Source organism: Acidithiobacillus sp. TH-A36 (assembly GCF_057473445.1).
In genome coordinates this window covers 1-1,489 of the sequence record NZ_JBYCKP010000091.1, presented here as the reverse complement: position 1 = coordinate 1,489, position 1,489 = coordinate 1, and the positions used below count along the sequence as shown (strand labels likewise).

Annotated in this window: 1 protein-coding gene and 1 pseudogene; both read right to left on the bottom strand. The window is 48.6% G+C overall.

Annotated features, from left to right (window positions below; genetic code table 11):
* Window positions 1–180: 180 nt before the first annotated feature.
* Window positions 181–318 (bottom strand): hypothetical protein, encoded by a 138-nt coding sequence (locus AC2VLY_RS02665; RefSeq protein ID WP_486921723.1) that lies wholly within the window; start codon window positions 316–318, stop codon window positions 181–183.
* A 407-nt stretch (window positions 319–725) separates the two neighbouring features.
* A pseudogene (locus tag AC2VLY_RS02660) lies at window positions 726–827 on the bottom strand (ATP-binding protein); the annotation flags it as partial.
* Window positions 828–1,489: the final 662 nt, after the last annotated feature.

The following is a 1,489-nucleotide window of genomic DNA, read 5'->3' as shown; positions in this document are numbered from 1 at the left end:
AATTTGATATTGCGGATTGCGGGACTTGTGAGACGACTGCCACTATTGCCCGTATCGAGAACCTGGTCCATTCCAGCCATGCTTACCTGATCGGTGTTCATTTCAAGCTCACAGAAGCCCAGCATCGCAAAGCCGAGCAGCTGTATCTCTGCAAGAAGGCGGAAATGATTCAGCAACTGGCTAGCCCTGAACGGCACCGTTGGGCGCCACCGAGCCCATCTGGTTAAAAATACCTATGCCCGCTGCCGATTGGCTATCTTCGGGATGACGCTGCCAGAATGCACCGTTATCCAACTGCCTCATCACCAAACGCGACATGGGAAACTTCCGAGAGCCTTGACGGGCAATGCGTACAGTTATTTCCTTCCCTCTGAGAACAGAGATGGAGATCCAAGGTCTTCGTCTGGAAAGCATCCAGATGATAACCTCATACGCCATCTGGAATACACTTAGAAGGAAAATATTATCGTTTCTTCATGGTGTATGATAATATATTTTAACTATTGACAATCAATTAATTATAACTAATCATAAGAAATAAATATCTTTTCATTATGCCGAAATGCCAACCCGAATCCCGCAACTTATCCGTTTGCTGCACACTGGATCACAAACCGGACAGACCCTGTGCGGGCGCCTGCGAATCTCGCGCCCCACATTGTCCCGTCTGATTGTCAAACAGCGTTTAAAAATGACCAAGTAACAGCGTATATTTTTGACCAGTTTTAGAGAGGGTGGCTGCGACGTTTTTTGAACCGGTAAGAATCGTTTCCGGTCTCCAGAATATCGCAGTGGTGGGTCAGTCGATCGAGAAGCGCCGTGGTCAAGGTGCCCTGCTGCCTGATTTCAGATCGATCCAGGCCTATCCGATAGCGCACGAATTAGTTTCTATGGCACAGGATTTAGCCACTTTGTTTTGGTCAAATGCAGCGCAGGACCCGCGCCTATCGAAAAGTTTCCGGGAGATGGCGATAACGCACGCGGAAAATCTGATCCGGTAAACATCCCTACGCTCTGTGTCAGGATCCATACCGATTGTAAAACCTGAGAAAATGCTGCAGCCGCTCGGCATTAAAGGCCGCATATTTTTGTTTTGAGTGCAAAGACCAATTTGGTGGGCGGGCATACTGTCGAACCCATCAGAAACAGTTTCCAGAGTAGGCGTAGCCGCTGTACTTGCCATTATTCTCCCGATCTCATCGGCTGCCTACGCTTCTGATGGACTCGGAAAAACATTAAATACGTACTATGGTACCGAGCGTTTTCCAATCAGCAGCACACGCACTACATCTTCCGGTAAAAAAGCCCCTGAACGACAGGGGCTGCAAGCGGGGCGAGTAGAACACTTTAAAACGGTAAAAAGTTACCTCATGATCAGTGTCTGAGTCGGCATGAACGGAAATGTTTGCCGACAAGCATGAGGAACTGGATGGTTTGCTGGGTTTCCGGTTTTTTCATCATGTCCCAGAGTCCGGTGATTCCCCCCTTG